The sequence below is a fragment of the Streptomyces sp. NPDC048277 genome (assembly GCF_040652235.1).
Classification (GTDB): domain Bacteria; phylum Actinomycetota; class Actinomycetes; order Streptomycetales; family Streptomycetaceae; genus Streptomyces.
Genome location: NZ_JBEZLQ010000056.1, coordinates 1 through 25,749, shown reverse-complemented (window position 1 = coordinate 25,749; position 25,749 = coordinate 1). Strand labels below are relative to the sequence as shown.

Annotated in this window: 23 protein-coding genes and 1 pseudogene; 8 read left to right on the top strand and 16 right to left on the bottom strand. The window is 70.2% G+C overall.

The window, feature by feature from the left end:
- Positions 1-134: 134 nt before the first annotated feature.
- Together AB0D85_RS51185 and AB0D85_RS51180 are read left to right on the top strand one after the other, a co-directional pair.
- Positions 135-710 (top strand): oxidoreductase C-terminal domain-containing protein, encoded by a 576-nt coding sequence (locus AB0D85_RS51185; protein WP_362338241.1) that lies wholly within the window; start codon positions 135-137, stop codon positions 708-710.
- Between the two features lie 103 nt (positions 711-813).
- Positions 814-1,140, top strand: coding sequence for a 2Fe-2S iron-sulfur cluster-binding protein (locus AB0D85_RS51180; protein WP_362338238.1), 327 nt, complete (start codon positions 814-816; stop codon positions 1,138-1,140).
- A 1,002-nt stretch (positions 1,141-2,142) separates the two neighbouring features.
- Here AB0D85_RS51180 and AB0D85_RS51175 read toward each other — a convergent pair.
- Positions 2,143-3,048: pseudogene (locus AB0D85_RS51175) on the bottom strand (endonuclease/exonuclease/phosphatase family protein); the annotation flags it as partial.
- A gap of 402 nt (positions 3,049-3,450) precedes the next feature.
- Between AB0D85_RS51175 and AB0D85_RS51170 the strand changes: the two are divergent.
- Positions 3,451-4,383 (top strand): LLM class F420-dependent oxidoreductase, encoded by a 933-nt coding sequence (locus AB0D85_RS51170; RefSeq protein ID WP_362338235.1) that lies wholly within the window; start codon positions 3,451-3,453, stop codon positions 4,381-4,383.
- 55 nt (positions 4,384-4,438) lie between these two features.
- Positions 4,439-5,377: an NADP-dependent oxidoreductase gene (locus tag AB0D85_RS51165; RefSeq protein WP_362338232.1), complete on the top strand. Its 939-nt coding sequence runs from the start codon at positions 4,439-4,441 to the stop codon at positions 5,375-5,377.
- Positions 5,378-5,419: 42 nt separating this feature from the next.
- On the opposite strand, the gene AB0D85_RS51160 is transcribed toward AB0D85_RS51165, so the two are convergent.
- A complete protein-coding gene (locus AB0D85_RS51160; protein ID WP_362338229.1) occupies positions 5,420-5,722 on the bottom strand; it encodes a DUF4286 family protein in 303 nt (100 codons plus the stop codon).
- Between the two features lie 179 nt (positions 5,723-5,901).
- Between AB0D85_RS51160 and AB0D85_RS51155 the strand changes: the two genes are divergently transcribed.
- On the top strand, positions 5,902-6,696 hold the full coding sequence (locus tag AB0D85_RS51155) for an enoyl-CoA hydratase/isomerase family protein (RefSeq protein WP_362338226.1): 795 nt from the start codon (positions 5,902-5,904) through the stop codon (positions 6,694-6,696).
- A gap of 95 nt (positions 6,697-6,791) precedes the next feature.
- Positions 6,792-7,148, top strand: coding sequence for a helix-turn-helix transcriptional regulator (locus AB0D85_RS51150; protein ID WP_362338223.1), 357 nt, complete (start codon positions 6,792-6,794; stop codon positions 7,146-7,148).
- Between the two features lie 27 nt (positions 7,149-7,175).
- On the opposite strand, the gene AB0D85_RS51145 is transcribed toward AB0D85_RS51150, so the two are convergent.
- From AB0D85_RS51145 to AB0D85_RS51110, 8 genes are all read right to left on the bottom strand, one after another.
- Positions 7,176-7,586: an OB-fold domain-containing protein gene (locus AB0D85_RS51145; RefSeq protein WP_362338220.1), complete on the bottom strand. Its 411-nt coding sequence runs from the start codon at positions 7,584-7,586 to the stop codon at positions 7,176-7,178.
- 1 nt (position 7,587) lies between these two features.
- Positions 7,588-8,775 (bottom strand): acetyl-CoA acetyltransferase, encoded by a 1,188-nt coding sequence (locus AB0D85_RS51140; RefSeq protein ID WP_362338217.1) that lies wholly within the window; start codon positions 8,773-8,775, stop codon positions 7,588-7,590.
- Between the two features lie 52 nt (positions 8,776-8,827).
- A complete protein-coding gene (locus AB0D85_RS51135; RefSeq protein ID WP_362338214.1) occupies positions 8,828-10,285 on the bottom strand; it encodes a carboxyl transferase domain-containing protein in 1,458 nt (485 codons plus the stop codon).
- Positions 10,285-12,390 (bottom strand): acetate--CoA ligase family protein, encoded by a 2,106-nt coding sequence (locus AB0D85_RS51130; RefSeq protein ID WP_362338211.1) that lies wholly within the window; start codon positions 12,388-12,390, stop codon positions 10,285-10,287. Before AB0D85_RS51130 ends, AB0D85_RS51135 begins: the two co-directional genes overlap by 1 nt.
- Before the next feature lie 79 nt (positions 12,391-12,469).
- The gene (locus tag AB0D85_RS51125) at positions 12,470-13,588 is read right to left on the bottom strand and encodes a VWA domain-containing protein (protein ID WP_362338208.1); all 1,119 of its coding nucleotides are present in this window, start codon (positions 13,586-13,588) and stop codon (positions 12,470-12,472) included.
- A 175-nt stretch (positions 13,589-13,763) separates the two neighbouring features.
- On the bottom strand, positions 13,764-15,218 hold the full coding sequence (locus AB0D85_RS51120; RefSeq protein ID WP_362338205.1) for an NAD-dependent succinate-semialdehyde dehydrogenase: 1,455 nt from the start codon (positions 15,216-15,218) through the stop codon (positions 13,764-13,766).
- A 53-nt stretch (positions 15,219-15,271) separates the two neighbouring features.
- Positions 15,272-16,252: an acyl-CoA dehydrogenase family protein gene (locus tag AB0D85_RS51115; RefSeq protein ID WP_362338202.1), complete on the bottom strand. Its 981-nt coding sequence runs from the start codon at positions 16,250-16,252 to the stop codon at positions 15,272-15,274.
- A complete protein-coding gene (locus AB0D85_RS51110; protein ID WP_362338199.1) occupies positions 16,249-17,385 on the bottom strand; it encodes an acyl-CoA dehydrogenase family protein in 1,137 nt (378 codons plus the stop codon). Before AB0D85_RS51110 ends, AB0D85_RS51115 begins: the two co-directional genes overlap by 4 nt.
- Positions 17,386-17,518: 133 nt before the next feature.
- On the opposite strand from AB0D85_RS51110, the gene AB0D85_RS51105 reads away from it, so the two are divergent.
- Positions 17,519-18,313 (top strand): enoyl-CoA hydratase-related protein, encoded by a 795-nt coding sequence (locus tag AB0D85_RS51105; RefSeq protein WP_362338196.1) that lies wholly within the window; start codon positions 17,519-17,521, stop codon positions 18,311-18,313.
- Between the two features lie 16 nt (positions 18,314-18,329).
- Here AB0D85_RS51105 and AB0D85_RS51100 read toward each other — a convergent pair whose 3' ends face one another.
- The 6 genes from AB0D85_RS51100 to AB0D85_RS51075 form a co-directional block, all read right to left on the bottom strand.
- Complete coding sequence (locus AB0D85_RS51100) at positions 18,330-18,995, bottom strand: helix-turn-helix domain-containing protein (RefSeq protein ID WP_362338193.1); 666 nt, start codon at positions 18,993-18,995, stop codon at positions 18,330-18,332.
- Positions 18,996-19,065: 70 nt separating this feature from the next.
- Entirely contained in the window at positions 19,066-19,308 is a 243-nt protein-coding gene (locus AB0D85_RS51095; protein ID WP_362338190.1) for a biotin/lipoyl-containing protein, read from the bottom strand.
- Complete coding sequence (locus AB0D85_RS51090; RefSeq protein ID WP_362338187.1) at positions 19,305-20,306, bottom strand: alpha-ketoacid dehydrogenase subunit beta; 1,002 nt, start codon at positions 20,304-20,306, stop codon at positions 19,305-19,307. The genes AB0D85_RS51095 and AB0D85_RS51090 overlap by 4 nt, the downstream gene beginning before the upstream one ends.
- Entirely contained in the window at positions 20,303-21,292 is a 990-nt protein-coding gene (locus AB0D85_RS51085; protein ID WP_362338184.1) for a thiamine pyrophosphate-dependent dehydrogenase E1 component subunit alpha, read from the bottom strand. Before AB0D85_RS51085 ends, AB0D85_RS51090 begins: the two co-directional genes overlap by 4 nt.
- Positions 21,285-22,991 (bottom strand): FAD-binding protein, encoded by a 1,707-nt coding sequence (locus tag AB0D85_RS51080; RefSeq protein ID WP_362338181.1) that lies wholly within the window; start codon positions 22,989-22,991, stop codon positions 21,285-21,287. Before AB0D85_RS51080 ends, AB0D85_RS51085 begins: the two co-directional genes overlap by 8 nt.
- On the bottom strand, positions 22,988-24,406 hold the full coding sequence (locus AB0D85_RS51075) for an aromatic ring-hydroxylating dioxygenase subunit alpha (RefSeq protein WP_362338176.1): 1,419 nt from the start codon (positions 24,404-24,406) through the stop codon (positions 22,988-22,990). The genes AB0D85_RS51080 and AB0D85_RS51075 overlap by 4 nt, the downstream gene beginning before the upstream one ends.
- A gap of 275 nt (positions 24,407-24,681) precedes the next feature.
- On the opposite strand from AB0D85_RS51075, the gene AB0D85_RS51070 reads away from it, so the two are divergent.
- Positions 24,682-25,608 (top strand): LLM class F420-dependent oxidoreductase, encoded by a 927-nt coding sequence (locus tag AB0D85_RS51070; RefSeq protein ID WP_362338171.1) that lies wholly within the window; start codon positions 24,682-24,684, stop codon positions 25,606-25,608.
- Positions 25,609-25,749 lie beyond the last annotated feature (141 nt).

Sequence of the window (25,749 nt, the reverse complement as noted above, 5' to 3'; positions counted from 1 at the left end):
GGAGCCGGAGGAGGTCTTCGTCGCGACCGGCCGCACCGATCTCCACACCGCCATCGACACCGAGGGCCGTACGACCGACCGCCGCGACGACTTCGGCGAGGTGTACGGCGACTGGGGAGGCGTCCGGACGCCGGGTGACCGGCGTCGAGGTGTCGGTCTCCGGTGCCCTGGAGCGGCTCGACGCCGACCTCGTGCTGGTCGGGATCGGCATGGAGCCGAACACGGACCTGGCTTCCGCGGCCGGTCTGGAGGTCGACAACGGCATCGTCGTCGACGAGTTCGCGCACACGAGCGATCCCGAGGTCCTCGCCGTCGGCGACTGCGCCAGCCAGCCCAGCGCCTACGCCGGCCGGCGCGTCCGTCTTGAGTCGGTGCCCAACGCCATCGAGCACGCCAAGGTCGCCGCGGCGACGATCCTCAGCTGGCCGAAGGCGTCCACGGCCACCCCGTGGTTCTGGTCGGAGCAGTACGACTTCAAGCTCCAGATGGTGGGCCTGTCAGCCGGTCATGACCGGTGCATCGTCCGCGGCGGCCCCACCGGCACTACTCTGTCGGCCTTCTACCTCACCGGCGACCGGGTCATCGCGGCCGATGTCGTCAGCCGTCCGGCCGACTTCGCCGCCGCACGACAGCTCGTCACCAGCGGCCGGGCCGTCGACCCGGAGCGACTGGCCGACGACGAGATCCCGCTGGCCCAGGCCGCGATCTGATCCCCGCCCAGCCCCTGGCCAGCGACCGCCTCGGGCGGGTCGACGCGGATCCCGGGTGATCCGCCCCTACACGCCCCCCCACGACACGGAGACGGAATCAACCATGCCCAAGATCACCTTCATCAAGGACAGCGGCACCGAACACGCCGTCGAGGCCACCATCGGTGAGTCGGTCATGCAGACCGCGGCGGACAACCTCGTCCCCGGCCTCCTCGCCGAGTGCGGAGGCTACGCCAACTGCGCGACCTGCCACGTCTACGTCGACGACGCGTGGGCCGACAAGCTGCCCGCGCCGGAGGAAGCCGAGGCAGTCATGATCGAGGCCGCCTTCGACGTCCGGCCCACGAGCCGGCTGTCGTGCCAGATCCAGGTGACCGAGGACACCGACGGCCTGATCGTCCGGCTCCCCGTCTCCCAGACCGGCGTCTGACCCGCCCCGGTCTGCCCCCACCCGCCCCGCCGTTCCCGCAACTGCCCGCTCCGACGAGAGAGGTGACACGATGACCACCAGCCCCACGACGGACATCCCCGCGCATGTACCGGAAGACCGCGTCGTCGACTTCGACTTTCTGCGGCCGACCGGCATCGACGAGGATCTGCACCTGGCCTGGAAGAACGCCCAGGACACCCTGCCCGACATCTTCTGGACCCCCCGGCACGGCGGCCACTGGGTCGTCACCCGCGCCGACGCCATCAAGGCGATCCAGCTCGACCACGAGCGCTTCTCCCACGCCCGCCTCATGATCGAAGGGCGCTACGGAGTCGAGGGTGACGTCACCCACATGGATACGCCGCGGCACGGTCCGTACCGGATGCTCGTGTCGCCGACGTTCTCCCCCAAGGCTGTCGCGGCCCTGGAGCCGATCGTACGGGAGACCACCGTTTCGATCATCGAAGCGTTGCGGCCGAAGGGCGAGTTCGTCGGTGACTTCGCCAAGGTACTGCCCGTCGTCGTCTTCCTCGGCATCGTCGACCTTCCGGTGGAAGACCGCGACCATCTCCAGACGCTCGCGGAGAAGACCATCCGGCCGAAGGACGCGCAAGACCTTGCCGCGGGCCACGACGGCCTGGGCGAGTACGTCGCCCAGGCCCTGACCACCCGGGCCGAGCAGCCGGGCCCTGACCTCCTGAGTAAGATCGTGGCGGCGAAGATCGCCGGCGGGCCCATCGCCTTCGAGGCCGCCGTCGCCCTGGCCAAGACGGTCCTGGCCGGCGGCCTGGACACGGTCGCGTCGCTCCTCGGCTTCGTCGCCCGGTTCCTCGCGCTCCATCCGGGACACCGACGGCAGTTGATCGACGACGCCTCGCTGGTGCCCAACGCCGTCGAGGAACTCATCCGCCGTCCCTCACGAGCGGCGAGAAGCCCGAACACCGCGGGGCGGTTACCCGTACCGGTAACCGCCCCGCGGGCCGTTCGCAGCCGTCGGCCTCAGTTCTGGGACCAGGTGAAGCCGACCGTGATCGGGTCGTGGTCGGAGAGCATCTTGCCGTCCGAGGTCAGGAACTTGGCGTGTTCGTTGTTGTACGACGTCGCATTCAGTGTGACCTTGCTGCTGCTGCGGTACAGGACCTTGTCCACGACCTCGCAGGTGTTGGGCACCGTGGCGCCGGTCTGGTCACAGACCAGGGCGTCACTGCCCTTGGCCGGGGCCGAGCCGCCGCGGATCAGCTGGACCCACGCGTCCGTCAGACCGTTGTCGCCGGCGAACTCTGCGATCGTGTCGCCGGTGCGGGTGTAGCGGGTGTTGGTGTCCCCCATGACGACGACGGCGTTGCCCGCCGAGTGGGCCTTGATGAAGTCGCTGAGCTGCGCCAGGTTGCTCGCGCGGGACTTGAGGTCACCGGAGTTGGTCCCGGCGTTGGTGTGCAGGTTGTAGAAGTCGACGTAGACGCCGTCGGCCGCCTGCTCCCGCATGAAGGTGAAGCCCTTGGGGGTCAGGCAGTCGCCGGAGTCGAACTGGCAGGACTTCCACTTGGCCCGCTGGAAGGTGGTGGTGTCCCAGGGGAACTTGGAGACGGTGTTGAGACCGCTGCCGATGCCCGCGCCACCGCTGGTCGCCGTGCGGTACGGGTGGGTGTCCGTCGAGTACAGATCGGCGTGGTAGTTGAAGTCCTCTTCCACGTTGACGACGTCGTACGGCGCGATCCGTCGGCCGATCTCCTGCGTGCTCGCGGCCCGCGGGGTGGAGGCGCTGGAAAGCGCCTCCGGCAGACCGGCGACGTTGTAGGTGAGCACGCTGAACGACCCGGACGTGGCAGCCGAAGCGGGGGCCGTGGCGGCCGCGAGCCCGCCGAGGACGGCGGTCGTGGCGGCCACAGAGGCCAGAAGCTTGTGCATGGGGGGGTTCTCCAGGTGAAGCAGGCTCCGCACGTTGCGGACATGTCAAAACATATCTGCGCCTTCTTTTCGCCAAAACCTCTCACAACAGACCAATCCAGGAACGGCGGATGACCTGAAAAAGATCACTACGACGCGACTAACGGTCAAGGACCGAAGCCGGCGAAGCCGACACTGAGGCCGCCCCCGTCGCGGCGCCGGCCGACCGCGATGTCCCGACCAGGGCGCCGTCTGCGCGTTTGCTAACCGGCGGGGCTCTCCGTATTATCGCCGACATAAGCGGAGTCACCCTCCGGTTCTCTGCCGCACCACAGCCGCTCCCTGTTCGCCCGGCGAACACTCGGGCGGACTCCGTGTGCGGCCCATGCGCCGACTCGGCAACCGACCCAGAGGAAGACACAGATGGACGACGTGAAGTCCACGGTCACCGCCCCGAGCGCGTTGCGGCAGTCCTTGGGGCGATACGGGATCCGGAGCATCGCCCTACGCCTCACGAATCCGGCCAGGCGTCCGGAACTGGCCGACGCCGTAAGGGAATTGGAGGACATTGGCTATCGCACCGTCTGGTTGGGCGCAAGCCCCTCCATGCGGCACGCCAGGATGGTCCTCGAAGAGAGCGCGCGGTTGGTGGTCGCCACCAGTATCCAGACCATCTGGGAGCAGGACCCGGCGGACGCCGCCAAGGAATTCGCCGCGCTGGAGGCAGCCCACCCCGGCCGGTTTCTGCTCGGTCTCGGCGTCGCGCACGCGGCCACGACCGGGCGCTACCTCCGCCCGTATTCCGCGATGGCCCACTACCTCGACGCGCTCGACGCCGGCGGCCAGCCGCCCCAACGCCGACTCCTCGCGTCCCTCGGGCCGAAGATGCTGGAACTCGCCCGCGACCGGTCGGCCGGCTCCATCCCCTACCTCGCCACGGCCCAGCACACCGCGCAGGCCCGGGAGGTCCTGGGCGACGGCCCGCTGCTCGCCCCCGAGGTGAAGGTCCTGCTGGAAACCGATCCGGACCGGGCCCGTACCCTCGCCCGGCTCAGCCTCTCGACATACCTGACGATCCCGAACTACGCGAACAACCTGTTGCGCCTCGGCTTCACCGAGGGCGACCTGGCGGGCGGAGGAAGCGACCAACTGATCGACGCGCTCGTCGCCTGGGGGGACGAGGAACGCGTCAAGAGGCGGCTGGACGAGTTCTTCGCCGCGGGCGCCGACCACGTCGCCATCCAGGTGATCCACGAGAACCCTCTCAGCGTGCGGTTCGTCCTCGACGGGCAGCCGCTGGAGCCCCGGCTACGGGAGGGCTGGCGCCGCCTGGGGGCCGCCCTCCTGGGCTCATGAAGCCTTTGCCGTCTTTCCGAATCCGATTGACCACGTTCTGACGAAGGAGATCAGCATGCGTGTAGTGGGACTGACCGAGTTCGGTGGACCGGAGCAGTTGCGTGTCCTCGACGTTCCAGAACCGCACCCCGGTCCGGGTGAGGTGCGGATCAGGGTGCACGCGGCAGCGGTGAACCCGGCGGACATCGGGACCCGCAGCGCGGCGTGGAACCCGAACCCGGACTGGCGCCCGCCCTACGTCCTGGGCATGGATGCCGCCGGGGTCGTCAGCGAAGTCGGCGAGGGGGCGCCCTGGAACATGGGGGACCACGTCATGGCGGTCGTCGTTCCCTGGGGGCCGGGCGGCGGGGCGTACGCGGACGAACTCGTGGTGCCGGCCGAGTCCGTCGTGCGGGTTCCCCGCGGCATGGATTTCGTTCAGGCCAGCACCCTGCCCATGAACGGTCTGACCGCCGTGATGGCACTGGCCACCCTGGACCTGTCCGAGGGACAGACGGTGGCGGTCACCGGCTCGGCCGGAGCGTTCGGCGGATACGTGACGCAAATGGCCAAGGCCCAGGGGCTGCGGGTGCTGGCCGACGCGTCCGTCGCCGACGAGGCCTTGATCCGAAGCCTCGGCGCCGATGAGGTCGTGCGCCGTGGCGACGACTTCGCGGAGCGGATCCGGGAGGCCGTCCCGGACGGCGTCGACGCCGTGGTCGACGGGGCACTGCAGAACGGCAAGATCGAGCGCGCGGTCCGCGACGGGGGGCAGATCTTCGTGCCGTCCCCCTGGATCTGGGAGGCCGAGCGCGGCGTCACCGTCCGCAACGCGCTCGTCCAGACCGGGGCCAGGGACACCGCCAGGATCGATTACGTGCGCGAACTCGCCGAGCAGGGCGCCCTCACTCCGCGGGTCGCGGACGTCCTGCCCGCCGAGCGGGCCGGCGATGCCCATCGCCGACTGGAGGCCGGCGGCGTCCGGGGGCGGCTGGTGCTCGACTTCAGCTCCTGAGGATCCGCGGATGCCCGCCGGGACGCCGTCGGCCGTCCCCGGTCAGATCCCCGGCAGTTCCTCGAAGAAGACCGTGGTCGTCCGGTCGAAGGCGATGGCCTCACTGAGGGTCAGCCCTGGAGCCGCGGACGCCAACGCGGCGGCGGCGTCCGTGATGTCCGGCGCGTCGATCTCGTAGATGGCCAGGTAGCGCTGCGCGCCGTCGCCCTTGGAGGGGTCCGCGACGGCGCGCAGTCGGCGCGCCGAGACAAAGCCGGGCAGGGCGAGCACCTCCGGGATGTGCACCTTGTCGTACCACTCGTTGTAAGCCGCCTCGGTGTCCTGGCTCACAGGTTCGGTGGTCACCAGCATGATTCCTCGGGGCATTGCGTTCTCCTCTGTTTGCGATTCGGTTGATGCGCTGCCGATCGGGACGCACACCGGCAGACTGGACGGCTGCCCGGAGGCGAGATCACACTCCGTCAGCCGTGTTCTAGGGTTCGGTGTATGTACACCCCCTCCCTGATGCCGCACGTGGTGGTCCGATGAGCGGCTCCGCCGACGCCGTGACACTGACATGGCCCGCCTCGACGGTCGCCCTGCTCACGCTCAACCGCCCCCGGGTGCGCAACGCCATGACCGAGGAACTCACCTCGGCGTGGCACGAGCGCATCGAGCAACTGCGCGAGAACGAGCGAGTACGGGTCCTTGTCGTCGCCGGCGCCGGTCCTTCGTTCTGCGCCGGCGCGGACCTGTCCTGGCTCGACCAGGCAGCGGAGAGCGACGTCACCCCCGACCGGATCCGCCGGCGGATGCTGCCCTTCTACCGGACCTGGCTGGCGGCGCGCGAACTCCCGTTTCCGGTGATCGCCGCGGTCAACGGACCGACGATCGGAGCCGGGCTGGCCCTCGCCCTGTCGTGCGATCTGCGCTACGCGGCACCGACGGCCACCTTCGCCGCTCCGTTCATCCACCTCGGCACCCACACCGGGATGGCGATGACCGCCCTCCTCCCGGAAGCGATCGGCGCCTCCCGGGCCCGCGAGATGCTGTACACCGGCCGGCCGGTGACCGCCGAGGAGGCACACAGGTGGGGCCTCGTCGCGGGCGTCGCGGCGGACGTGGTGGCTGAGGCCGTCACCGTGGCCACGCGGCTCTCCGAAGCCGCGCCCATCGCGACCCGGCTGCTCAAGAGGGGCCTGGAGCAGGGGCGTTACGGCTTCAACGCGTCCCTGGAGTGGGAGGCGCTCGCCCAGCCCGTGTCGCTGACGACCCGGGACATCCATGAGGGGGTGCAGGCGCAGCGCGAACATCGGCCGCCCCGCTTCGAGGACCACTAGGGGTGGCACGAGAGAGCCCGGAGCTCGACGCTTCGAAAATTGTACAATTATCATCGCTCCAGCGCCCTGTCCCTTGTCCTCCGGAAGGCACGCCGATGCCCGCTCACCCGGCCGCCGTCGACGCTAACGCCCCTGCCTTGTTCAAGGCGCTGGCCGATCCCGTTCGCTGGGACATCCTTCGGCAGATCGCGCAGGCCGGCGTGCTCCCTGCGAGCGTCCTGGAGGAGACCCTGTCGGTGTCGAAGCCGACCATCTCCTACCACGTGAAGATCCTCGTCCAGGCCGGCATCGTCGAATCGCGCAAGGAGAGCCGGAACTTCTATTACAGCCTGCGGGAACAGGTCCTCCACGACCTGGCCGGGTATCTGCGGGACGTGGTGGCCGCCCCGCCCACGGCGCCGCGGGAGCACACCGGGGAGGGGCCGGGCCAGGCGCAGCTCACCACGTGGTGAGCTGCCGGGCCCGCGCACGACGGACCGTCAGGCCGGGCCGAACGCCAGGAGCGTCCAGTCGTCGGTCACATCGCTGTAGCGCACCCGCACCGGATCGCCGATGGCGACCTTCTCAGGGTCGACATCGAGCAGTGTGCCCACCATGCGGAAGCCCTCGGCCATGGTGACGTGCACGATCACGTACGGGGCCATGGCCTGGAACTCCTTCGTCGGCCCCCGCCGGACCACCGAGTAGGTGTAGACGCGGCCCTCACCGCTGACGGGCGACCACGTGGCGGCCGTCGCCCGGCAGGACGGGCAGATCTCCTTCGGGACGTAGCGGAAGGCTCCGCACGCGTCGCACCGCTGCACCCTCACGTCATGGGCCTTCAGCGACTCCCAGAACGGCCCCTGCCAGGCCGGGATGTCCTCCGGCAGGAATGTGTCGTAGCCGGTCATGTCACGCCTTTCCGAGAATCGCCGAGAAGTTGTTCTGCATGGCGCCGCCGACGCCGTTGAGATAAGCGAGCTCCGCGTCCGGCACCTGCCGGGGCCCGGCGGTGCCACGGAGCTGGTCGACCAGTTCGACCAGCGTGAACAGACCGCACGAGGCCGCGTGGCTGAAGGAGAGGAACCCGCCGGCCGTGTTGGTGGGCAACGCCCCGTCCGGGCGCAGCGCCCCCGACTCCACGAACGGGCCCGATTCCCCGACGGCGCAGAACCCGGCCGACTCCAACCCGAACAGGACGTTCACCGTGAAGTGGTCGGCGATACCGGCCACGTCGACGTCGGAGCGTTCGACACCGGCGATCCCGAACGCGGTGTCGGCCGCCAGCTTCGCCGCGGGGAACGTGGCCAGGTCCGGAGCGGCGTTGGGATCGATGTGACTGTGCCCCTCTCCGTAACCCAGCACCTCCACCGGGGTGTGCCGCAGATCGCGCGCCCGGTCGAGCGTGGTGACCACGATCGCACCACCGCCCTGGTTGATCGCGCAGCAGTCGAACAGTCGCAGCGGATCGGCGATCATCCGCGAGTTCAGGACGTCGTCCACGGTGAGTTCGCCGCGGTGTCCGTGGACTGACAGGGGGTGCCGTACGGCGCCCATCCGCTGGGCCACGGCCACTTCGGCGAGCTGCTCCGGCGTGGTGCCGTACTCGTGCATGTGCCGCATGGCGAGCACGGCGTAGTCCGAGACCCGCGTCGTTCCGTAGACGTATTCGTAGGGACCGCTGAGCTTGGCCATCGCCTTGATCGCGTCGTCGCGGTTCGCGCTCGTGTAGCCGGCGGCCACTCCGGCCGCCGCGGTGGCGATGACGACGGTGTCGGCCAGCCCGGCCGACACCGCGTACGCGGCGAGGTGGACACCGGCCGAGGCGGCCGAGGCGCCGAGCGAGGTCGAGGCGTGGAACCGCAGGGGCTTGCCGAGGGTGTCGTACCCCAGGGCGGCCCCGGGCAGATTCTCCCTGATGCCCGCACCCTGTGGGTGATCCCCGACCAGCCCATCGATGTCACCCACCGCGAGCCCCGCGTCGGCGCAGGCGCCGGCCACCGCCTCCCACCACACGTGCGGCTGGCTGCGATCGGAGAGATCGCCCTGCTCGGTGAGGTGCACGCCGGCGATCACCGCACGGCGACTGAGCTTCATCACGTGAGAACGTTCCTTCCAGGAACCGGCGCGAGCGCCCGGCGGACAGCGGACATCAGAGGGTGCGCAGGCGGCCGGCCGTGGCCGTGTCCAGCCGTCGCGAGCGGTCGCCGACGGCGGCCGTGGTCAGCGCGTCCACGACGCGGCCGCGCAGGTCGTCCACCAGACGCGGCGAGTGCACGTCGATCAGGCCGTCGACGAGGCCGAGGCAGCGCAGGTCCCAGGCCCGGATGCCCAGTGACCTGGCCATGTCCGCGGCCCTGGCGGCGTCACGGCGGAGGATGACGGCGGCGGCCTCCGGACCGATCACCGAGAACACCGCGTCGCCGAGGAGGAAGAGACGGTCCGCGTGCGCGAGGGCCATGGCCCCGCCACTGCCGCCCTCCCCCACGCAGACCGCCGCCGACACGGATGTCAGATCGGACATCGCGCGCAGCGTCCGCGCGATCTCGCCGGCGATGTCGTCGGCCTCGGCGTCCGGGCCCGGTTCCGCGCCCGGTGTGTCGATCAAGGTGAGCAGGGGCAGGCCCAGCCTTCCGGCCAGGGCGATGGCGCGCTGGGCCGTGCGGTAGTCCGCCGGACCCGGCCGGGCGCCGCCGGGCCTGGCGTGCCGGTCCATGGCGATGACGACGAGGCGGATGTCTCCCATACGGGCGAGCCCGGCCCTGATCACCGGGTCGGGACCGCGTAGTTCGACCCATGAATCGGTCAGGGCCGCCGCCCACTCCAGCCCGGACGGACGCTCGGGCCGCCGGACCCGGCGAACGGCCTGCCAGGCATCGCGGGGTACGGCGGTCGCGAACGGTTCGTACGACCGCGGTCCCGTACGGCGAAGCCGCAGCGGGGTGTCCGTGTGGCCCAACGCCGCGGAGATCCAGTGCCGTTCGTCCGGCCCGTCCAGCAGGGCATCGACCATGCCGTGCGCGTAGGCGGCCTCGGCCGTGTGCGAAATGGGGGGCGGCAGCTGGCCGGTGACCTGCTCGACGACGAGCGGGCCGCCGAAGCCGACGGTGGCCTCGCGGCGTGCCGCCCGCAGGTCCAGCTGGGAGCCCCAGGAGGCGAACACCCCGCCGGTGGTCGGCGAGCGGAGCACACCGACGGACAGCAGTCCGGCACTGGCGTGAGCCGCGCGGGCGTCGGTGGTGCGGGCCATCTGGATCAGGCTGAGCATGCCCTCCTGGAGCCGCGCGCCGCCGGTCGCGATCAGGTTGATCACCGGTGTGCGCAGGTCCGTGGCCCGGCGATAGGCGCGCGCGATCCGCTCACCCGCGACCATGCCCATCGTGCCGCCGTGCCGGTCGAAGCGGCATTCGATGACCACGGCTTTGGCGCCGCCGAAGTCCACGAGCCGGGTGTCGACGGATTCGGCACCCACACGGTCCAGTTGTTCGGCGTACCCGGGAAACCGCAGCGGGTCGGAGGAGGCGAGGTCGAGGTCGAAGCGTTCCAGGATGGTCATCGCGTCGGCGGACGAGGCGCTCATCACAGGGTCCTCGGCGGGCGAAGCGCTCATCACGTGGTCCTCAGCAGGCACAGGCCGTCCACGGCGACGGGGCCGTCCGCCGTGATGACCAGCGGGTTGATGTCCAGCGAGTCGATCCAGTCACGGCCCCCCGCGGCCAGGTTCCCGGCGGCGCGCAGTACGTCGGCGAGCCGGGCGCGGTCCCAGGCGGGGGCGCCCCGGAAACCGTCGAGCACCCCGGTCGTGTCGAACTCGGCGATGAGTTCCCAGGCCGTCACCTCGTCGAAGGGCGCCAGCCGTCCGCCCACCTGCTTCAGCAGTTCCACGAACACTCCGCCCAGGCCGAACACGGTGAGCGGGCCGAGCTCCGACGCACCCTGGAGGCCGATGAAGGCCTCTCCGTGACCGGCGACCATCTCCTGGACCGCCACGGTGCCGGACAGCCCGTCCCGGAGCGCGATTTCGCGGAGTTCGGCGGCAGCGTGGGCCAGTTCGTCGGCCGGCACCTTCAGGCGCACCGCGTTGTGCTCGGTCCGGTGGGCGACATCGGCGAGCTTCACGACGTACGGCCCCGCGAACCCGGGAGCGGAAACCGCGCCGTCGAACACGGCCCAGCGGGCCACGGGAACGCCCGCGTCGGACAGCACCTTCATGGTGGCGGCGAACGACAGCATGCGCCCCCCGGCCACCTCGTGCACCGTCCCCTCCGGAACGGGCAGTGCGGGGACACCCTCCGCCGACCCGACCCGGTGCCCGCGACGCTGCGCACGGACGAAACTGCCCATGGTGTGCAGTCCGCGGAGGCAGCCCGCCAGTCCGTTCCCGACCGCGACGTCGTTCTCACGGTAGTCCTCCAGCCAGGTGCCGGCGGTGCCGGCCAGCGGAGCGACGACGAAGGGCTTCGAGGGGAGCCGGGAGCAGCGCTCGGCGAAGACGTCGGCCATCCGGCGGTTCATGATGTCCCAGTCCGCGTGCTGGCTGGTGAACAGCAGGGCATCCACCTGGGGCTCCGCCGCGTAGCCGTCCACGATGAACTCCCACAGCCCGTCGATGGAGTCGGCGAACCCGGTGGCGTCCAGGGGGTTGGGCAGGGGCTTGCCGGGGACGGCGTCGGCGACGGGCCGCAGTTGCTCCAGCGCCGGTATGTCGACGCCGGTGTCCTCGGCCAGGTCGCTGGCGAGCTGGGCGAAGCCACCCGTGGCGGTGAGCACGGCCAGCCCGCGCACCTCGGTCCAGCGCTGCCTCGGCAGCTGCTCCAGGAACTGCACCCGGTCGACCAACTCGTCGATGTCGTACGCCAATTGGATACCCGCCTGGCGCAACGCGGTCTCGTAGACCCAGGCATCGCCCACCAGACTGCCGGTATGTGACGCCGCCATCCTCCGGGCCCGCGCCGAGCGCCCCATCTTGACGGCGACGATCGGTTTGCCCGCTTCGAGTGCGCGTGCCGCGGCGGCGAAGAACGGCTCCGGCCGGCGGATCTTCTCCAGCGCGAGCGCGATCACCGTGGTGCGGTCGTCCGCCGCCAGGAAGTCCAGGTAGTCGGCGAGATCCGTGACCGCCTCGTTCCCGGCGGAGATCAGCAGGTTCAGGCCCACCCCGCCGGGGCGCCGGCCGGCCGCGCCGATGGCCTCGATCATCGCACCGCTGTGGGTGACCGCCGACAGCCCGCCCGGACGGCGATCGAAGGGGGCGAGCATCGTCAGGTTGACCTCGTCGGGCACATTGATCACGCCGACGCCGTTCGGGCCCACCACCGGCATGCCCGCGGCCCGGGCGATGTCCGCCATGCGCCGCTGCAGCACCGCCCCTTCCGCGCCGGACTCGGCGAAACCGCCGGCGATGGTGACCACTCCCCCGGCGCCGATCGCCGCGGCCTGTTCCACCACGGTCACCGTGCGGGCCGCGGACACCGCACTGAACACCACGTCCACCGGGCCGCCGAGTTCGGTGAGGTCCGGCACCGACGGGCGGCCGAAGAGCTTGTCGAACCTGGGGTGGACGAACAGCGTCTCGGTGCTGCCCGTCATGGTCCGGCGCACGCTGTGCGCGAACGGCGAGGCTTCCGAGACGCCGACGAACGCGACGGACCTCGGCTTCAGCGTGCGGTGCAGCGAGGTCGAGCCGGTGGCGGCGGGTGGTGCGGTCTGGGACATGGCTGGGCCTTTCGATCTGCGGTGCGGGCGGGGAGGGGCCGAGGGCTTGGAGCGGACCACTGGTGTCACGGGTGCGCCGTCACGCTCGCCAGGTACCGGGTGAGCTGCCGGGCGGTGCGGCACTCCGCGACCAGGTCGCAGGAGGCCTGGTAGGCGGACATGACCGAGTCACCGGAATCCCAGTCGCCGCGTGGCTCCGGGTTGAGCCACCACACCTCGCCGGCTCCTCGGCACCGGTGGCGTGGTAGTTGGTGCGCGCGTCGCCGAGCACGACCAGGACCGTGCGGTGGTCGAGCTCCCCGCCGTACCGTGAGCGGAACGACACGAACGCGTGCCCGTAGTCGGAGTGCCCGTCGAGCCTGGTCAGGCCGGTCAGTCCGGTGATGCGCTCGCGGACGGCCCGGATCGTCGGCGCCCCACGGAGCATCCCGGTGATCTCCTCGACGCCTTCGACGAAGACGAAGCAGCGCGCCGTCTCGTCGGCGCCGCCCACGGCCCTGAGGAAACTCAGCGCGAAGCCGGCGAACGCGGAGGCGGAGCCGGAGACGTCCGCCGGCACGACCAGCCGACGGCGTGGCCGGCGCCCGCGACGGTGGGCGAGCTCGATCGGGACACCGCCATGGCGCAGCGCCTTGCGGAGCGTCGCGCGCGGGTCGATCCGTCCGTGTCGGCGGCGGCGACGCCGTGCGAGGGTGCCGCGGGCCATGCGTTCGACGACGCCTTGCAGGACGGCGAGTTCGTCGTCCGAGGCGTGCATGAGGTCGATGTCCGCGGGCAGTGCGACATGGATCCGCCGGGCCAGCGCCGCGCCACCCTGGTCGGCCGCGAGCAGACGTCTGACCTCCGCCTCCACGGCCTGACTTAGCTCTAGCACCGCCTTCTCGGTGCCGGGTCCCGACGGCGGTGTCCCGGTGCGGGCCCGTTCGGCCGGTGCTTGCGCCAGCTCGGCGAGGCCGATCCGCCGCAGTGTCTTCGCCACGTAGTACTCGCCGCCCACCGGACGTCGGGGCTCGAAACCGGACCACCGGCGGACCGCTTCCGCGGCGAGCAGTCGGCGGCGCAAACGGTCCGACGACAGGAGTTCCGCTGCGGCCCGCTCGGTCAGCTCGGCGTCGGTCAGGGCCGCGAGGGGTTCGCCCGCGGCGGCCGCGCCCGCTTCGGGCGCGGCCATGAACAGTGGGAACAGCGTGTCGAACACGGCGAGTTGCCCGGCGTCCTTGATCAGGGTTGCCCGCAGGGGCGTCCCGGGCGACCGTCAGGGCCGCCTGTTCGTCCGCGACATATCCGCCCTCGTCGAGCAGGGCCGACAGCTCTTCGGCGGCCGTCACCACGTCGTCCACGCCACCTCGTCCTTTCCTCGCCGCCGCGTCCGCCTAGATGCTGAGACCCACCAGCCGGGTCTCCAGGTACTCGTGGATGCCCTCCTGTGCCCCTTCACGGCCGATGCCGCTGTCCTTCACACCGCCGAAGGGGGCGGCGGCCGAGGTCGGGTTGATGTCGTTGACGCCTACCATCCCGAAGTCGAGCCGCTCACAGGTGCGCAGCGCACGGCCGAGGTCGCTGGTGTAGACGTAGGAGGCGAGGCCGTACGTGGTGTCGTTGGCCATGGCGATGACGTCGTCGTCATCGTCGAAGACGATGACCGGGGCGACCGGGCCGAAGGTCTCCTCGCGGAAGATCGTCATCTCGGGTGTCACTTCGGACAGCACGGTCGGCGCGTAGAAGTTCCCGCCCGCGAACTCCCTGTCGGTGAGCCGCTTTCCGCCGGCCAGGACCTTGGCGCCGCGCTCGACCGCGTCCGTGACCTGGCGTTCCATCCGGTCCACGGAGGCGGCGTCGATGAGGGGTCCCACCGTGACGCCTTCCTGGTGACCGTTGCCGGCCTTCATCCGGTCGATCCGGGCGGTGAACACGTCGAGGAACTCGGTCGCCAGCGACGCGTGCACGAAGTACCGGTTCGGGACGATGCACGCCTGTCCCGTGTTGAGCATCTTGATCGCGGCGGCGCCCTTCGCGGCGTGCACCGGATCGGCGTCGTCGAACACGATGAACGGTGCGTGGCCGCCGAGTTCGAGGGAGATCCGCTTCAGCGACCGTCCCGCGCCCTCGGCCAGCATCCGCCCCACGGCGGTGGACCCCGTGAAGGTCAGCTTCGCCACCTTGGGATTGGTGGTGAACTCGGTGCCGGCCGGGCTCGGGTCGGCGAGGGTCACCAGATTGACCACACCCGGCGGGACACCGGCCTCCTCAAGGATCTTGAAGACCTCCACGGCGCACAGCGGTGTCGTCTCGGCGGGCTTGAGTACGACGGTGCACCCCGCGGCCAGCGCGGGCCCGACCTTCCGGGTGATCATCGAGATCGGGTAGTTCCAGGGCGTCACGGCGCCCACGACACCGACCGGCCGGTGCTGGACGATGAACCGCTGGTCGGCCCGCGCCGAGGGGATGGTGCGGCCGTAGACTCGCTTGGCCTCCTCCGCGAACCAGATGAGGAAGTCCGCCGCGTACCGGACCTCGGTGCGGGCGGCACGCAGCGGCTTGCCCTGTTCGGTGGTCATCAGCCTGGCCAGCTCTTCGGCCCGTTCGAGCATCAACTCGTGGGCGCGGTAGAGGACTTCGGAGCGCTCGTAGGCGGTACGGCGGCTCCAGTCCGGGAGCGCCGCGTGGGCCGCGTCGATCGCCGCGCGGACCTCGTTCATGCCGCCGTCGGCGACGGTGGCTATCTCTCGGCCGTTGGCGGGGTCGGTCACGACGAACGCGGTTCCGCTCTCCGCGGCGCGCCAGGTCCCGTCGATGAAGATCGACTCGACGAAGGGTACTTCGGACAAGGGGATGCTCCCTGGAAGGATGGTGAGGAGAGTGGCGGAGCGGACGGAACGCGTCAGCCGAACTCGTGGGCCGTCGGGGCGAGGACGGCGCGCAGGTGTCCGCGGCGGTCGCCGTGGAGTCGTTCGAGCAGCAGGGCGCGCTTGAGGTAGAGATGCGCGTCGTGTTCCCAGGTGAATCCGATGCCGCCGTGGACCTGGATGGCGTCGGCGGCTGTCTGCCGGGCACCGCGTGTGGCGAGCACGTACGCGCCGGCGGCCTGGAAGTCGGCGTCGGGCTCGCCGCCCTCGGCGGCGACCGCCGCGAAGAACGTCTGCGCGCGGATCGCGTACGCCGCGACCGCCATGTCGGCGCACCGGTGCTTGACGGCCTGGAAGGTGCCGATGGGCTTTCCGAACTGCGTGCGGCTCTGCGCGTAGGAGGCGCTCATGTCGCGCAACGCCTCGACCACGCCCAGTAGTTCGGCCGCGGCCAGGACGCGCGCACGGGTCAGCACGGCGGGGCCGGGAAGTTCGGCGAGCGTGGCACCCAACGACGGAACCCCGAAACGGCACCCGGGATCGACGCCCTCGACGGGCTCGACGGCGAGGACCTCGACGACCGCCGCGCCCTCGGGGCCGATGGTCAGTGCCAGGTCCCCGGCGTGCGCGTCGACGGCGAGCCGGCCGGCCACGAGGCCCACCCGGCGCTCACCGCTGATGACGGCCTGGACCAGTTCCTCGTCCCTCGCACCGGCGGCGACGAATGCCGCGATCGCACCGGAGCGGAAGGGTCCGGCCGCCAGGGCCCTGCCCAACTCCACGAAGACGGTGGCTTCCTCGGGGAGGCCCAGACCCACGCCGCCGAGTTCCTCGGGGACGCCCAGTCCCAGCCAGCCCAGCTCGGTGAGGCGTGACCACAGCGCGGGGTCGACGGCCGGACGGTCCTTGTCCGCCGCCAGTTTCCGCACCACCTCGATGGGCATCGCCTTGGTCAGCACGTCGCGTACCGAGGCCCCTATCTCCTGCTGCTCCTCGGAGACCGTCAGATCGATCATCGTGGGATTCCCAACACGCGTTCGCCGATGATGTTGCGCTGGATGTCGATGGTGCCGCCGGCGATGGTGGCGCCGAACTCGGCGAGCCAGTGCCTGGTCCAGGGCACCCACTCCATGGCCCGCGGACCGAGGATGTCGAGGGCGAGCCAGGCGATCTCCTGCTGCGCCTGTACGGCGAAGGTCCGGATGGCCGTCGTCTCGGGCCCGGGCTGTTCGCCCTTCTTGGCGGACCCGATCTGGAAGTACGCCATGGACCGCAGGGCCGCGGCGTTGGCCCTGGCGGCCGCCAGCCGGTCGGCGAGCGCCTCGTCGTTCAACTGCCCCGTCTCTTTGGCGTGGGCGATGAGCTGGTCCACCAGACGGATCTGTTCCAGCCGGTGGTTGAGGAACCCCGGGCCGCGCTCCGCCGACAGGGTCGACATCGCCACGCTCCACCCGTTGTTCACCCGGTCGACGACGTTGGCGAGCGGCACCCGCACCTCGTCGTAGAACACCTCGCAGTTGTGCGGATGACCGTCGATGCTGGTGATGGGCCGGATGTCGATGCCCGGCAGCCGCATGTCCACGATCAGCCAGGTGAGACCGCGGTGCCGGGACGCGTCCGGGTCCGTGCGCACCAGGAGTTCTCCGTAGTCGCAGTACTGCGCGAACGAGGTCCAGGTCTTCTGCCCGGTGATGACGATCTCGTCGCCGTCGACCACTCCACGGGTGCGCAGACCCGCGAGGTCCGAACCCGCGTCGGGTTCTGAGAAGCCCTGGCACCAGGGCGCCTCACCGCGCAGTATCCGGGGCAGGTGGAACTGTTTCTGTTCCTCGCTGCCCCGCATGATGAGCGTCGGTCCGGCGTGCCCGAACGCGACGTCGAAAATGCTGTCGCGGGGAGCTCCCGCGCGGACCAGTTCCTCGTACCAGATGACCTGTTGACGCAGCGACAGCCCACGGCCGCCGTACTCGCGTTCCCAGTCGATCCCGGCCCAGCCGCCCTCGTACTGCCGGCGCTGCCAGGCGACGTCGAAGTCGCGGACCTCCGGGCCGTGTGTGGTCGGCCGGGGTTCGTCCGGCACGTATTCCTCCAGCCAGGTGCGGGCCTCCTCGCGAAAGGCGGCGAGGTCGGCATCCCTGAGTACGTGCACCCTCCACACTCCTTAGATGTTTCTAAAACCATCTAAGGAAACAGGGGTCCAGTCAAGGGTTTTGCGGCTAGACAGGAGCAAAATCCAGAGATACTTTCACATAATTCGAAGCATGAATGGATGAAGGAGCACCATGGACGACCTGCTCGTGGAACGCGACGGGCACACGACCGTGTTCACCCTCAACCGACCGGACGCCATGAACGCGCTCAGCCACACGGTTCTGGCCGAACTGGAAGAAGGGGTACGGGAGTTCAACGCCGATGACGATCAGCGGGTCGCAGTCGTCACCGGAGCGGGCACACGGGCCTTCAGCGCCGGCGCCGATCTCAAGGAGATGGCGTCGGACGGTGCCACCGGGGCGGCCGTCCCGATGTCCCGGCAGCCCGACATCGCGGGTGTGGCCGCCAGCGAGAAGCCGGTGATCGCCGCGGTCAACGGCCTGGCGGTGGCGGGCGGGTTCGAGCTCGCCATCAGCGCCGACATCCGGATCGCCGCGCGCACGGCCTGGTTCGGCGTCCTCGAGGTCAGCCGAGGGCTCCTCGCGGGCGTGGCGGTGAACATCCTGCCCCGGCTCATGCCGTACGGCACCGCACTGGACCTCATGCTGTCCGGGGAGCGGCTGCCCGCCGAGGAGGCGCACCGGCTCGGGCTGGTGCAGAAGGTCGTGGAGCCGGAACAGCTCATGGACGCGGCGCTGGAGAAGGCCTCTGTGATCGCCTCGCACTCCCAGACGGCCGTCCGGGGTACGAAGCAGGTCCTCAAGTACTGGCGCGACCTTCAACTGACCGAACAGCAACGGATGTACGAATCCGTCATGCACCGGGTTCTCCTCTCCGGTGACTTCCTGGAGGGGCCGCGTGCGTTCGCGGAGAAGCGCGAGGCATCATTCGCGAAGGGCTGGCCCGATCCCTTCTCCGCCCGTTGAGGAACCGGCCCCGGGCTCAGCGGACGGTCCCCTGAGCCCCCTGCCCGAGGAAGCCCGCCAGAACATAGGCGGTCAGTTCGTCGAGGAGCCGGCCTTCGTCATGGTCGGCGTCCAGTCCGAGAAAACGCTCGTCCAGCACTACGGCCGAGAACACCATGCCGAAGGTGAGGCGTACGTAGAGGCGGAAGGCGGCCGGGTCCTGGCCGTGCTCGGTCAGCCCCGTGACCACCGTCTGCTCCAGAGCAGGGAACAGGTGGTCGAGGGGGCTCTCCGGCATCGGCGCCGGGCTGTGCGAGTACAGCGTCACCAGGCTCAGCAGCTCGCGTCGGTTCGTCCGCAGGAAGCGGAAGAGCATGGTGACGTAGTCCCGGGTCAGCTGCTCGTCGCTCAGTCCCCGTTCGACGCGCTGCTGGAACTCCTCCACGAACTCGGCCACCAGCTGGGAGAAGGGCTGGAACACCGCCTGCTCGAACAGCTCTTCCTTCGTGCGGAAGTGGCGGTACATCATCTGCTCGGTGGCCTGGGCACGCTCAGCGATCTCACGGGTGCGAGCACCCTCGTAGCCGCGCTCGCCGAAGACCTCGCGCGCGGCCCTCAGGAGATCACAGCGAACGGCCTCCGTACTGCGCCGTGTCCGGCCGTGACCACGGGAACGGGCACCGGTTGAGTTGTCACTGGTCATGGGCTCCCCATGGTAGCCGCCACGGCCCGGGCGGGCAGGACAGGACCGGGCCGCGGCGGCGGTCAGGGGGTCAGGCCGTCGTGATCTCCGCAAGGAGATCGCCGACCTTGTAGGTGGTCTCGACCTCGCCGATCAGACGGATCGTGCCCGCGACGGTGGACTCGACCTCGTTCTCGACCTTGTCGGTGGCCAGTATGTAGATCGGCTGTCCCTCCTCGACGGTGTCCCCGTCCTCGACCAGCCACTCCAGCAGCTCGCCCTCCTCCATCGTGAGACCGAGCTTGGGGAGCCTGACGACGACGACCTCGCTCATGCAACCGACTTCCTGATCGCGCTCTCCACATCGGAGATCTTGTAGAGGTACTCCTGCTCCAGGGGCCTGGAGAACGGCACCGGGGTGTTGGCTGAGGTCACCCGCACCACCGGCGAGGCGAGTTGGCCGTGCAGTTCCTCGCTGATCCGTGCCGACACCTCGGCACCCACCCCGAACTGGCCGACCGCCTCGTGGACGATGACGGCGCGTCGGGTCTTCGCCACCGACTCCAGGACCGTCCGCTCGTCCAGCGGCGAGATCGTGCGCAGGTCGACGACCTCCGCCTCGATCCCCTCGCCGGCCAGCTTCCCGGCCAGCTCCAGCACCTCGCCCACCGGCCGGCCGTAGGTGATGACGGAGACGTCCGAGCCGGGGCGGGCGATGTGCGCCTTGCCCAGCGGGATCCGCAGCCCCTCCGCGGGCGGCGCGCCCTTCGTCCAGTAGAGCTGGGTGTGCTCGACGAACACGCAGGGGTCGTCGTCGAAGACACAGGACAGCAGCAGCCCCTTGGCCTCTGCCGGGGAGGAGGGCACGACCACCTTCAGGCCGGGGACGTGTGCGAGCCAGGCCTCCAGCATGTCGGAGTGCTGGCCGCCGGTGCCGCCGCCGGCGCCGGTCGCGGTACGGACGGTCAGCGGGACACCGGTGACCCCGCCGGACATGAACCGGAGCTTGGCCGCGTGGTTGACCAGCTGGTCCAGGCCGAGGGTGATGAAGTTCATCAGCATGATCTCGGCGACCGGGCGCATCCCCGCCACGGCCGCGCCGACCGCGGTGCCCACAATGGCCTGCTCGGAGATGGGCGTGGACCGCACCCGGTCGGTGCCGTACTTGCCGGCCAGCCCCGCCGTCACCTTGAACGTGCCGCCGCCCTCCCGGTCGGCGACATCCTCGCCGAGCAGGAACACGGACTCGTCGGCGGCCATCGCCTCGTCCAGGGCCATGGTGCAGCCCTGCTGGAACGAGATCTTCCCGCTCCGCTTCCTGCGCTCGGTCATGCGGGCACCTCCTCGCGGTAGACGTCGAGGCGCAGTTCGTCCGCGCCGGGGTAGGGGCTCTCGGTGGCGAAGGCGATCGCGCGGTCGACCTCGTCGGCGATCTGCGCCTCCAGCGCGCTCAGCTGGTCCTCGTCGGCCAGGCCGCGGGACAACAGAGTGGCGCGCAGTGCGGGTACGGGGTCCGCGGCGAGCGCCGCGTCGAACTCGGCACGGTCCATGTAGGAGCCGGGATCGCCGAAGTAGTGACCCATGAAGCGGTAGGTCTCGGCCTCCACGAGTGTGGGTCCTTCGCCCGCGCGTGCCCGCAGCACCGCCTGGGTGAACGCGGAGAGGGCCGCCTCGGGGTCGTTCCCGTCCACGGTCACACCGGGCATCCCGTAGCCGGCCGCCCGGTCGGCGATGTGTCCGACGCTGGTGCCGTTGGCGTAGGCGGTGGCCTCGGCGTACCGGTTGTTCTGGCACAGGAAGACCACGGGCAGTTTCCACAGCGAGGCCAGGTTGAGCGCCTCGTGGAAGGCGCCGATGTTGCTCGCGCCGTCACCGAAGCAGACGACGGTGACCCGGTCCTCCCCGCGCATCTGGGAGGCGGTGGCGAGGCCCACCGCGATCGGCAGCCCGCTGCCGACGATGCCGGTGGTCACCATCACGCCTGTGTCCGGGTGGGTGACGTGCATGGGGCCGCCCTTGCCCTTGCAGGTGCCGGTGGCCTTGCCGAAAATCTCCGCGAACAGCAGGTCCAGCGGCATGCCCTTGGCGATCTGGTCGTGGATCCCGCGGTAGGTGGTGACCAGGTAGTCGTCGGTGCGCAGTGTGCTGTGCGCCATGGCAGCCGCGACGATCTCCTGACCGCGCGGCGAGTAGTAGGCCGCGGCGAGTTCACCGGAGGTGAGCAGGCCGCGCAGCCGCTCGTCGCTGCGGTGCACGAGGGCCGCGGTGCGGTAGACGCGGACCAGTGGATGGTCCGCGGCAGGGGTCGGCTCAGGCAACGGAATCGCTCCTACGAGAGTTGTCGATCATGTGGTGGGCGGCCAGCCAGCCGAAGACGAAGGACGCCGCGATGCTGGCACCGGCCGCCGGGTAGGTACGGCCCATGACGGAGGCGGTGCAGTTGCCGGTGGCGTACAGGCCGGGCATGGCCTCGCCGTTCTCCCCGATGACCCGGCCGTGTTCGTCCGTCAGGAGCCCGCCCGAGGTGCCGACGTCGCCCGGGTACATGGCGACGGCGTAGAACGGGGCCTTGGACACCGGGGCCACGCAGGGGTTGGGGCGGACGGTGGGATCGCCGTAGTAGCGGTCGTACGCCCGCTCGCCCTTGTGGAACTCCGGGTCCTTGCCCTGCTCGGCCGAGGCGTTGTAGCGGTCCACCGTGTCACGGAGTCCGGCCGGATCGATCCCGCACTGCTCCGCCAGGCCCTCGACGGTGTCGGACTTCTTCATGTAGCCCGAGGTGAGCCACTCGCGCGGGGTGAATCCGCCGGGCACGGTCCCCCACAGGTAGCGCCGGCGGAAGCGCGCGTCCATGACGAACCAGCTGGGGACCGCGGTGGTCTCGCGGTGGCGGGCGTACATGGCCTGGCCGACCTCCATGTAGGAGGCGGCTTCGTTGACGTACCGCGCGCCGTTCGAGTCGACCAATATGGAGTGCGGCTTGGAACGCTCGTAGACCGCGAACTGCGGTGTGCCGTCCGGCAGGACCGAGGAGGGGATCCACCAGGCCTCCTCCATCAGGTCCACCGCGGCACCGTGCCGCATGGCGGCCTCGATCACCTCTCCGGTGTCGCCCTCGTTGGCGGAGGTCCAGGCGGTGGAGGCGGGCGCGGGGCCGTACTTGTCGCGCATGGCCTGGTTGTGGGCGAAGCCGCCGGAGTTCAGCAGCACACCCGCCCGGGCCCGGACCCGGACCGTACGCCCGTCCCGCTCGGCCACCACGCCCAGCACGCGGCCGTCCTCGACGACCAGGTCCACCACGCGGGTGCCGGTCCAGATCGGCACCTCGGCGCGCAGGGCCGCCAGCAGCATCCAGCCCTGCAGCGCCGAGCCGGTCCCCCGCATCTCACGGCGGGTCAGTTTCGCCTTGGTCATACGGGCGGCCACCTTCGCCACCGTGGCCACCGAGTGCGCGGTGCGCGGGGCCAGCGACAGGGGCGAGACATCACTGGTGGTCAGGGGCAGCGGGGGGAGGTCGGCGCGGGCCCGGAACTTCTGCCGCCAGGGGCCGAGCCGGCGCAGGTCGAGGATCTCGGTCTCCAACGAACGGCCGCGCGCCTTGCCGCCGGGAAGTTCGTCGTAGTAGTCGGAGTAGCCCTCGCAGTGCCGGAAGGGCACCCCCTGTTCCATCAGGAAGTCGGTCATCGGCTCGACGGCGTTCAGGAACGCCTCGACCCGTTCGGGCGAGGTGGAGGGGCCGACGTCGCCGACCGAGGCGGCGAAGTACTGGCGTGCCTCCTCGGGGCTGTCCTCGACTCCTGCCGCCCGGGAGACCTGGTTGTTCGGCAGCCACAGCACGCCGCCGGACATCGCGGTGGACCCCCCGACCACCTCGGTCTTCTCCAGCACCAGGGGTTCAAGGCCGCCCTGGCGGGCGACCAGGGCCGCCGCCAGGGACCCGCCGCCGCTGCCGACCACCACCAGGTCGGCGACCGAGTCCCAGCCGGCCTCGGCTTTCTCCGTGGGCTGTCCGGTCACCGTGCCGCTCCCTTCGTGCCGGCGCCCTCGGCGTCCCGGTAGTACTCCTCGTGCAGCACCCGGTGGAAGTTGCTGATCGCCATCTCCTGGCGGGGGCTCGGCCGGGCGCCCGGGAAACCACGGGACTTCATGCCCTGTTGCACCGCGTCGAGGTTCTCGAAGTCCTGCTCCAGGATCCGGCCCCAGCCGTCGTGCTCACGCCAGTCGGGGTAGAACTCCCGCTTGAGCTCGGGCTCCGCGCCGGGCGCGTACCGGACCAGCGACCAGATGTCGAAGACGCAGCTGTCGGGGTCGTCCCCGTTCGGCCGGGCGCGGTACCACAGCGCGCCGTCCGGGTAGGGCAGGAAGACCAGGTTGGGGAAGATGTGCCAGTCCTGGCCGGCCCGGATCAGGTTCTCGGCGGTCAGCTTGGGCCAGCCTGAGCCGTCCTTCTCCGCCTCCTGCGCGGCGAACTCCATCAGCGCCCCGAGCACCCGGGCCGGGTCCGCGCCGTCGGTCTCGTCCAGTTCGGAGGTCAGCCGGTGTGCGGCCGTGAGGTCGCGGGGCGTCCAGATCGCCTTGAGCTGTTCCTCCATCAGCTCGACGAAGCTGATGACGCCCGGGCGCAGATCCTTCGGGAAGGGCTGACCGAGCCGCCTCGAGGGGGCACCCAGCGGCCAGTTGTCCTCGGCCCCGGTGAAGGTCGAGTGCCTGCCGAAACGGCCGCTGTCGGTCAGGTCGTCGTTGACGCGCAGCAGTTGGGGATGCGTGGTCTGGACGTGGTAGCCCTCGTTGAACGCCTCCAGGGCGGTCTTCCAGTTGGCGGGCAGGATCACGGACTTGTACCAGCGGAAGCGGAACTTCTCGAACTCGAAGGCGTCGAAGACCTCCGGCAGCGGGGCGAGGTAGTCCCGCAGAGGTTCGGCGTCCGGATTCATGGTGATGAAGACGTAGCCGCCCCAGGTGTCGACGCGGGGCTCCTTGAGGCGCAGGTCCTCGTCGCTGATCCGGTCGCCCCAGTCCTCGCGGTCGACGACCTCACGTACCGTGCCGTCCAGGTTCCAGCGCCAGCCGTGGTACCGGCAGAAGAAGTTGTGCGCGGTACCACACCCCTCGGTGAGGCGCCTGCCCCGGTGCTGGCAGGCGTTGTAGTACGCCTTGATCGTGCCGTCGGTCAGCCGGATCACGATGATCGAGTCATCGGCGATGTCGAAGGTGAGGAAGTTCCCGGCCTTCGGGATCTCCTCCTCCCGGCAGGCCACCTGCCAGACGTCCGGCCAGAGGCGTTCCTTCTCGATCCGCACGTAGTGCGGATCGATGTAGTCGCCCTTGGGGACGAAGTCCTCGCGCACCGGGGAGTGCGGGGAGAAGGGAGGTCGGTCGGGCTCTTCGTACGTCTGCTGTCCCTGACGGACAGGTATGCCGGCTGTGGTCACGGCGATGTTCCTTTCACGGCTCACTGCACACTAAGAGAGTGTCCGCTCTCTCCATAGAGAGTGAACACTCTCTAGTGGCCGCGTCAAGACGTATGCGCGCACGAACACGACACGATCGACTCGGGTTGCCAAGCGGCGGGACCCTCCCTAGGGTGAGCCAATCGGCGGGGCCCTCCGGTTGGCCACGCGCACCGCTCGGCCGTGCCCGCACGAGCGTGGATGGCGCGCCCTCAGGCCCCGACGCCTGCTCACCCCACCCCGAAGGAGCAGAACCGATGGTTGATGTGCCGGTCGCCGGCCAGGACCTCAGCGCCCTCAAACGGTCCATCGGACGCTACGGCGTCTGGAGCCTGGCCCTGCGGCTGACGGATCCGGCGAAGCGCACGGAACTGGGCGATGCCGTCAAGGAGTTGGAGGAGGCCGGCTACGGCGCCCTCTGGATCGGCGGCAGTCCCTCCGTCCAGCAGGCCGCGGTGGTCGCCGAGGAAACCTCGCGCGTGACGGTGGGAACCAGCATCCTGAGCATCTGGGATCACCAGGCGTCCGCCGTGGCCGAGCAGTTCGCCTCGCTGGACAGCGCCCACCCCGGGCGTTTCCTGCTCGGTCTGGGAGTGAGTCACGCCAAGATCGACGACCGCTACCACCGCCCGTATGCGGCGATGGTCGACTATCTCGACGCCCTCGACTCCGGCGGCCCGCCCGCCGGTCGCCGGGTGCTGGCGGCCCTCGGACCGAAGATGCTGAAACTCGCCCGCGACCGGTCGCTCGGCTCGCTCCCCTACCTCTCCACGCCGGAACACACTGCGCAGGCGCGCGAGGCACTGGGCGACGGCCCGTTGCTCGCACCCGAGGTGCGCGTCCTCCTGGAGACCGATCCCGGCCGGGCCCGCACCATCGGCCGCATGAACGTGCCCACCACGAGCCTGCCGAACTACACCAACAATTTCCTGCGGTCGGGATTCACCGAGGAGGACCTGGCGAACGGTGGGAGCGACCGCCTCATCGACGCGGTCGTCGCCTGGGGCGACGAGGAACGCATCAAGAAGCGGCTGGACGAATTCTTCGCCGCGGGCGCGGACCACGTCGCCGTGCAGGTGATCAGCGAGGAACCGGTCACACCGCGCTCCCTGGCGGAGGGACAGCCGATCAGTCCCCGGATGCGCGAAGGCTGGCGGCGGCTCGCGGACGCCCTGCTGACGTAGTCGCGCGCAGCATGACCGGGGGCTCGCAGCGGTGCCTGCTGCGAGCCCCCCATTACCTTCTTGATCAGCCCCGCAATGGGGTTCCCGGCCTCCGGGACGGCATGACTGCTCCCCCCTGTTGATCATGATCTGGGGGGTGGT